Raw genomic sequence first — 6,756 nt, 5'->3', positions numbered from 1 at the left:
ATTAGCACCTTGGGTAGCAGGAGCAGCTATGGCATTTAGCTCAGTATCAGTTGTGACAAACTCCCTTCGCTTGAAGAGAGTAAAAATATAATGATGTTCAAAACGAGACTTTTTGAACATCACTAAAATATTATTCTAGGAGTGGATATATATGGTAAAAACAACATTACAAGTATCTGGTATGACATGTGGACATTGTGAAAAGGCAGTAAAGGGAGCATTATCAGAAGTTAAAGGTGTAGATAACGTGACGGTATTTCTTCAAGACGGTAAAGTCGACGTTGAATATGATGATGCTCAAGTGAAAGTAGCAGCATTGAAAGAAGCAGTTGAGGATCAAGGATACGACGTAGAATAAAGCAATTTTATCTTTTGTAATATTTGATGAATGCATGTTGTTGTATTAATATATACAATTATGAAAGGAGGGTATCATGTTCATTATATGAGCATTTTATCCTCCTTCTTTACTTATAATTACTCAGCATCTGCACAAAATCTCCTTATTTTCTATTTATAATAAGAAAAGGCTTTTCGCGTACTATTGGTTGTTTAATTATGAAGGTGTTTTTTGCATTAATTGTTGCTTTTAATTATAAGAGAGCTAAACACGTTGGGCATATTTTTATTCTAAAGACTTTGAATGTCATATAAACACATTAGTTACTCTAATGTAAGTGAAAAAAGACAAAGTTAACGAAAAGACCATTTATAAAATGGAGACATACCTTCAACAATTGTGCAACATAACATTGCCCTAGCTAATTTTTGTAACGATGGCTGTGAAGTTTCCGATAGGGACCAAGAGAAAATATTGTATTTATAGGAGTGACAATTTATATGAAAAGGACACTACAAACAATAGCACTGTTGACACTTACTACATTATTATTTGGGTGTGGACAGAATGAGAATGAAGCACTACCTGACGACTCAGCACAAAATAATACTGAAATTGCAACAGATAATGATGTGACTGACGAGAACGAGAAAGAGAAGCAAACTGACAAAGCTGAAACATCAAATAACAAAATAACAGATACCGATTTTTACGAGCCGTTTAACGGAACATTAGAGCATGTTCACGGATTAGGATATGCTGGGAATCAAAATGCGATCTATTTTGCAGCTCATGATGGGTTGAAAGTGTACGAGAATGGCCAATGGTATAAAACAGTAGCTGAAAATCATGATTATATGGGTTTTAACGCAGCAGATGCAGGTTTTTTCGCTAGTGGACATCCAGCTGCAAATTCAAATCTTGTCAATCCTTTTGGGATTAAGCGTAGTTTAGATAATGGTCAAACATTAGAAACATTAGCTTTAGAAGGAGTTGTTGATTTTCATGTGATGGGTGTAGGCTACGAAAGTCAGACAATTTTTGTTGCTAACCCAAAAGCGAATGATTTATTAGAAGAAGCTGGTGAGTTATATGTAAGCGATGACCTAGCGGAAAATTGGGAGAAGATAGATGCAGAAGGCTTAAGTAAAGATATTATAAATATTGCTGTCCATCCAACCGATTCAAATAAAGTGGCTGTAGCAGCTAAAGAAGGAATCTACCTCTCAACTAATAAGGGTCAGTCATTTGAATTAATTTCAGATAATATGCAAGGTACGTCCATCTACATGTCAAATAAAGCGTTATGGTATGGCGGATATAATGGTGAGCCTCATCTTATTAAGAAATCCTTCGATAGTGAAACGGAAGAAATCATTACGTTGCCTTCCATGGATGAGGATGCAGTCATGTATTTTACTACCAACCCTCAAAATGACAATGAGCTAGCCTTTATAACATACAACGGGAATGTATTTTATTCCAACAATGGAGCAGAAAATTGGGAGATGTTAGTAAATGAAGGGAAGATTCAATAGTAAATTTTTCGGATGAATTGTAACTTTACCTTACGTTGCCATATACAGCTTGTCATCTTTTCTTTTGTAACTCGATGACAACTGTATATATTTGATTATTGTGGTTCTAGTTTGGTAACAATAGCAACAAAGTTTTGACAAGAGCCAAAATAAAACAGACTGTTATAAGTTCTATAGTTGATTTTGTGACGATGCTGAACATTTTACAACGAAAGCAAATAAGGGTATCCTATGTTGCGAATGAACTTAAAAATAACAGTCTGTTTCTATTTCCTGTAAAGGAGCTGGTTTCATCAATAAATTAGCTATAAAATTAGGAGCTCTTTTTTTTATTTTTATATTACTTATAGAGTCTATGATTTTTTTCTTACTATATTTCGGTATAGTGAATGAGCGTATTCAGAGTGAGACAGATGATTTATTTCGCAGAGGTATAAGTCATAGAGATGTGTTAGAAAAAAATTTTGATGAGTTAACAATTAAACATGTTGCTTTAATGGAATCGGAGGCTGTTAGTGCAGTAGTCATTACAAATGCTCAGTTTCAGATTTTAGAGCAGTCTGACACAATTAACTCAAAACTAGAAGAGTTAATAAAAAAAAGTAAAGAAAAAATAGTACCTGACAATGGTGAGTTACTAGAAAAAAAGTGGAAAACAGAAGAGTATTTAGCAACGATTCATCCGGTAATATTTGACGGACAACGTCAAGGTTATGTATTTATGTTTTCACCTACACAGCCTATAAGAAGTATGATTAACGGTTTAACATATCAATTTCTCTTCATTGGTTTGTTGTCATTATTATTATCCATTGCTACAATCTTTTTTCTGTCACGCTTTATTACGAAACCACTAATAGATATGAAAGAAGTGACTGAAAAGATTAGTACTGGACAAAATAACGTATTTTTAAAAACAAATCGAGATGATGAATTAGGTGAATTGGCTAAAGCAATACACGTTCTGTCTAATAGGCTAGAGCGTTTAAAAAAAGAACGAAATGAATTTCTATCAAGTATTTCACATGAACTAAGGACACCGTTAGCCTATCTTAAAGGCTATGCTGATATATTACAGCGAACTAATCTCACTTCAAAAGAGCGAAATGATTATTTGAAAATTATTGAGGAGGAAGCCACGCATGTGGTTACCTTAGTAAAAGATTTATTCGACTTAGCACAAATTGATGAAAACGTTTTTAAGATTCAACAACAAGCTGTTCACCTTCATCAATTCTTATCGTCTATCGTCGAGAAGTTTAGGCCGGCATACAGTGAAAAGGAAATTCACTTAAAGCTTGTTTGCCCAGAAAAACTTACTGCTAGCTTTGATCCAAACAGATTTGATCAAGTGATAAGCAATTTATTAGATAATGCTTTAAAGCATTCAGCATCTCACTCTAGCGTAGAAATTAATGCTAAAAAACAAGACGGCAAACTTACTATTATAGTAAAGGATGAAGGTGAAGGCATACCAGCAAATGAACTACCTTTCATTTGGGACCGGCTGTATCGAGTTGAGAAATCTAGATCTAGATCAACTGGTGGTACAGGTTTAGGGTTGTCGATAGTCAAAGGTATTGTCGATAGTCACGGTGGAGAAATAGACGTACAGAGTAAGATAGGTGAAGGGACTATATTTAAGATTGTTTTATAAGGAGGATGTTATGCTTAATGCCCGACATTTTACTAGTAGATGACGAACCGAGAATGTTACAGCTACTCAAGTTATACTTGGAACCAAATGGCTATAGTTGTAAAACCGTTCGCTCAGGCCAAGATGCGATCAACTATTTGGTGAAGCAAAAAGTAGATTTAGTTATCTTAGATATTATGATGCCAGAAATGAATGGCTGGGACACTGCTGAAGAAATTCGAAGCTTTTCTGATGTGCCCATTATTATGCTTACAGCAAAGGAACAAAGCTCTGATATGGTTAAAGGGTTAAGAATTGGAGCAGATGACTATATAACAAAGCCATTCGAGGAGACGGTTCTGTTAGCAAGGATCGAAGCCATTTTACGTAGAACCAGTCCCAATAACAAGATTGAAGTTGATGGTCTTACATGGGACAGGAGTAATCATCAGTTGACGTACGGTAATGAGAGTATTGTGCTTACACCGAAAGAGTTTGACCTGGTTGGGATATTGTTAGTTAACAAAAATTCAGTATTAACACGGGAGAGCCTTTTAGAGCAAGTATGGGAATTTGATTCTGAGACTGAGGATAGAACGGTTGATTCACACATTAGAAACATTAGAGAAAAATGCAAAAAAGCTGGCTTTCCAATCAATGAACATTTACAAACGGTCTGGGGAATCGGCTATAAATGGGTGTAAGCTTGACCATTTTGGTTTCGCCTATAATTCAAGGCTGCTATCACATTTATAATTGTTTTAATACTAATAATTAAAACATGAATACTATCTGTTCTTCTATATAAAATGATGATAATTAAATAAGACATCTTTTTACAGTCGTTACTTGGAAAAAAATAATAAATTTCACGAAAAGAGCCTAATTGAATGATGTTTCCTGTAAAGGGTAAAAAAATTCAACTACAGACGATAAATTTGTACCAATAATAGTTAACTTATTTAGTTCATGATTTCTTAGTATTGTTAGGTAATGTTAATATTAAAAATGAATATCTTAAGAAATCCTTCATATTTACCTAATCAAAAAGTTAAGATTTAGGTTGTATAGTATGAATCAGAAGAATTATTGTACTAAATGATTCCTTTGAACAAACAATGCTATACACTATGGAGGAGTAAAAATATGAATACGTCATCATTATCTAAGATGTCTTTTATACTTCTAGCAACACTATTATTATGGATTAAAACGTATATTGTCTATAAAACTAGTTTTGATATAAAAATTGAATCTTGGTTACAAGAATTTATTCTTTTTATTAACCCATTAAGCTTTTTACTCATTATGTTTGGGATTGCCATGTTTATTAAGGAGAAACATCGTAATAGGTACCTGGTCATAACGAGCCTCTTAGTTTCTTTTATTTTATTTGCAAATGTGTTGTATTATCGAGAATTTACCGATTTTATTACAATCCCTTTACTTTTTCAAACAAATAATTTAGCAGATTTAGATAATAGTATTTTTGAGTTACTACATTTTACTGATATATTGATGTTTGTTGACATTGTTGTATTGTATTTCATGATGCGAAATCGTCATAAACTTTCATCACGAACATCTTTCACAAACAGAGAACGTAGAGGCTATTTTTTAGTTGTAGCGGTAGTGGTATTTTTCAACTTAGGACTTGCAGAGTCAGAACGTCCGCAGCTGCTAACTCGTACATTTGATCGTGAAATGCTCGTAAAAAATATAGGGTCATACAATTACCACTTATATGATCTTGTGTTAACGTCTAAAACGTCAGCCCAAAGAGCACTTGCGGATAGTAGTGAATTTGTTGAGATAGAGAATTTTCTAAATGCCAATTACACAAAGCCAGATGAAGACCTTTTCGGTATTGCAAAGGATCGCAATGTCATTATGGTTTCAATGGAATCTCTGCAAAACTTTGTGATAAACGAAACAATTAATGGCGAAGAAATTACACCATTTTTAAATGATTTAATTGAAGAAAGCTATTACTTTAATAATTTTTACCATCAGACAGGTCAAGGAAAAACATCTGATTCTGAATTTGTAGTTGAAAACTCGTTATACCCTTTAGGTAGAGGTGCTGTGTTTTTCACGAATGCGGAAAATGAGTACCGTGCTACTCCAGAGATCTTAAAAGAAAAAGATTATTATTCTGCAGTGTTTCATGCAAATAATAAGAGCTTTTGGAATCGTGATGTCATGTATCCTAATCTTGGATATGACCGTTTCTTTTCATTGGTAGATTACGATGTGAACGAAGATAATTCAATTGGTTGGGGATTGAAAGATATTGAGTTTTTTGATCAATCTGTTGAGAAACTAAAAACATTACCTCAACCGTTTTATACAAAATTTATTACGCTAACAAATCATTTCCCATTTGAGCTAGATGCAGAAGATAAAATGGTAGATGAATTTACGTCAAACAGTCGTACACTTAATCGTTATTTCCCGACGGTAAGATATATGGATGAAGCATTAAAAAGCTTTGTCGAACAATTAAAACTAGAAGGTTTATATGATAATTCAATTCTCGTGTTTTATGGTGACCACTATGGTATTTCAGAAAATCATAATAAAGCGATGGGAGAATTTTTACAGGAAGATATCACACCTTTTGATGTCGTACAATTACAAAAGGTTCCATTTATTATTCATATACCGGGTGTGACTGACAAAAATCCAGAAGTGATTTCTAAAGTATCAGGTCAACTAGATGTGAAGCCAACACTTCTGCATTTATTAGGTGTCGAAACGAAGGATGATGTGCACTTCGGATCTGATATTTTCTCAGAAGATAAACTAAACTTTATTGTGCTTAGAGATGGAAGCTTTATCACTGAAAACTATGTATATACAAAATCTACGTGCTATGATAAAGAGACAGGGGAAGAGACGGATGGCTCTAAGTGTGAGCCTTATGAAGAAAAAGCAAGGCAGGAGCTAGAGTACTCCGATAACATTGTCTACGGGGATTTATTACGGTTTTATGAAGGAACATCATTAACGAATGGTTTAACTGAGCAAGAGTGAATCGGTTTTATATAAGTTACTATCTATCGTAAAGATTATGGGAGTCATATAGAACATATCTGTTACTCTAATATAAGTGAAAAAACAAAGTTTTACGAAAAGAGCCTTAGAGCCACGCCCTAATTCGACAATTTTTTTAAAAATCCTATCAATCGACCATAATTACAAGTATAATGAAACAGACGTAAAAATGTTGGGAAGTGAAG

The 6,756-nt window shown here is 33.7% G+C and carries 5 protein-coding genes; all 5 read left to right on the top strand.

The features are described from left to right. Window positions 1–151 precede the first annotated feature (151 nt). The 5 genes from copZ to SLH48_RS13440 all read left to right on the top strand — a co-directional run bounded on the left by copZ (window position 152) and on the right by SLH48_RS13440 (window position 6,550). The gene (gene copZ, locus SLH48_RS13460; RefSeq protein ID WP_214484237.1) at window positions 152–358 is read left to right on the top strand and encodes a copper chaperone CopZ; all 207 of its coding nucleotides are present in this window, start codon (window positions 152–154) and stop codon (window positions 356–358) included. Between the two features lie 482 nt (window positions 359–840). Further along, window positions 841–1,878 carry a F510_1955 family glycosylhydrolase gene (locus tag SLH48_RS13455; RefSeq protein ID WP_320258611.1) on the top strand — a complete coding sequence of 346 codons (1,038 nt, stop codon included), beginning with the start codon at window positions 841–843 and terminating at the stop codon, window positions 1,876–1,878. Window positions 1,879–2,233: 355 nt separating this feature from the next. After that, on the top strand, window positions 2,234–3,535 hold the full coding sequence (locus SLH48_RS13450; protein WP_320258610.1) for a HAMP domain-containing sensor histidine kinase: 1,302 nt from the start codon (window positions 2,234–2,236) through the stop codon (window positions 3,533–3,535). Between the two features lie 17 nt (window positions 3,536–3,552). Further along, window positions 3,553–4,218 (top strand): response regulator transcription factor, encoded by a 666-nt coding sequence (locus SLH48_RS13445; RefSeq protein WP_320258609.1) that lies wholly within the window; start codon window positions 3,553–3,555, stop codon window positions 4,216–4,218. A gap of 442 nt (window positions 4,219–4,660) precedes the next feature. After that, entirely contained in the window at window positions 4,661–6,550 is a 1,890-nt protein-coding gene (locus SLH48_RS13440; protein ID WP_320258608.1) for an LTA synthase family protein, read from the top strand. The last annotated feature ends 206 nt before the right edge of the window (window positions 6,551–6,756 follow it).

Origin of the sequence: Cytobacillus sp. IB215316 (assembly GCF_033963865.1) — a bacterium.
Taxonomy (GTDB): Bacteria; Bacillota; Bacilli; order Bacillales; family SM2101; genus Nanhaiella; species Nanhaiella sioensis.
The sequence above is the reverse complement of the archived record's forward strand: the minus strand, read 5'-3'. Positions and strand labels throughout refer to the sequence as shown.

Coding starts and splice junctions, on each gene's coding strand:
- SLH48_RS13450 (WP_320258610.1), top strand. CDS start 2,234: ATGATTTTTTTCTTACTATATTTCGGTATAGTGAATGAGCGTATTCAG.
- SLH48_RS13445 (WP_320258609.1), top strand. CDS start 3,553: ATGCCCGACATTTTACTAGTAGATGACGAACCGAGAATGTTACAGCTA.
- copZ (WP_214484237.1), top strand. CDS start 152: ATGGTAAAAACAACATTACAAGTATCTGGTATGACATGTGGACATTGT.
- SLH48_RS13455 (WP_320258611.1), top strand. CDS start 841: ATGAAAAGGACACTACAAACAATAGCACTGTTGACACTTACTACATTA.
- SLH48_RS13440 (WP_320258608.1), top strand. CDS start 4,661: ATGAATACGTCATCATTATCTAAGATGTCTTTTATACTTCTAGCAACA.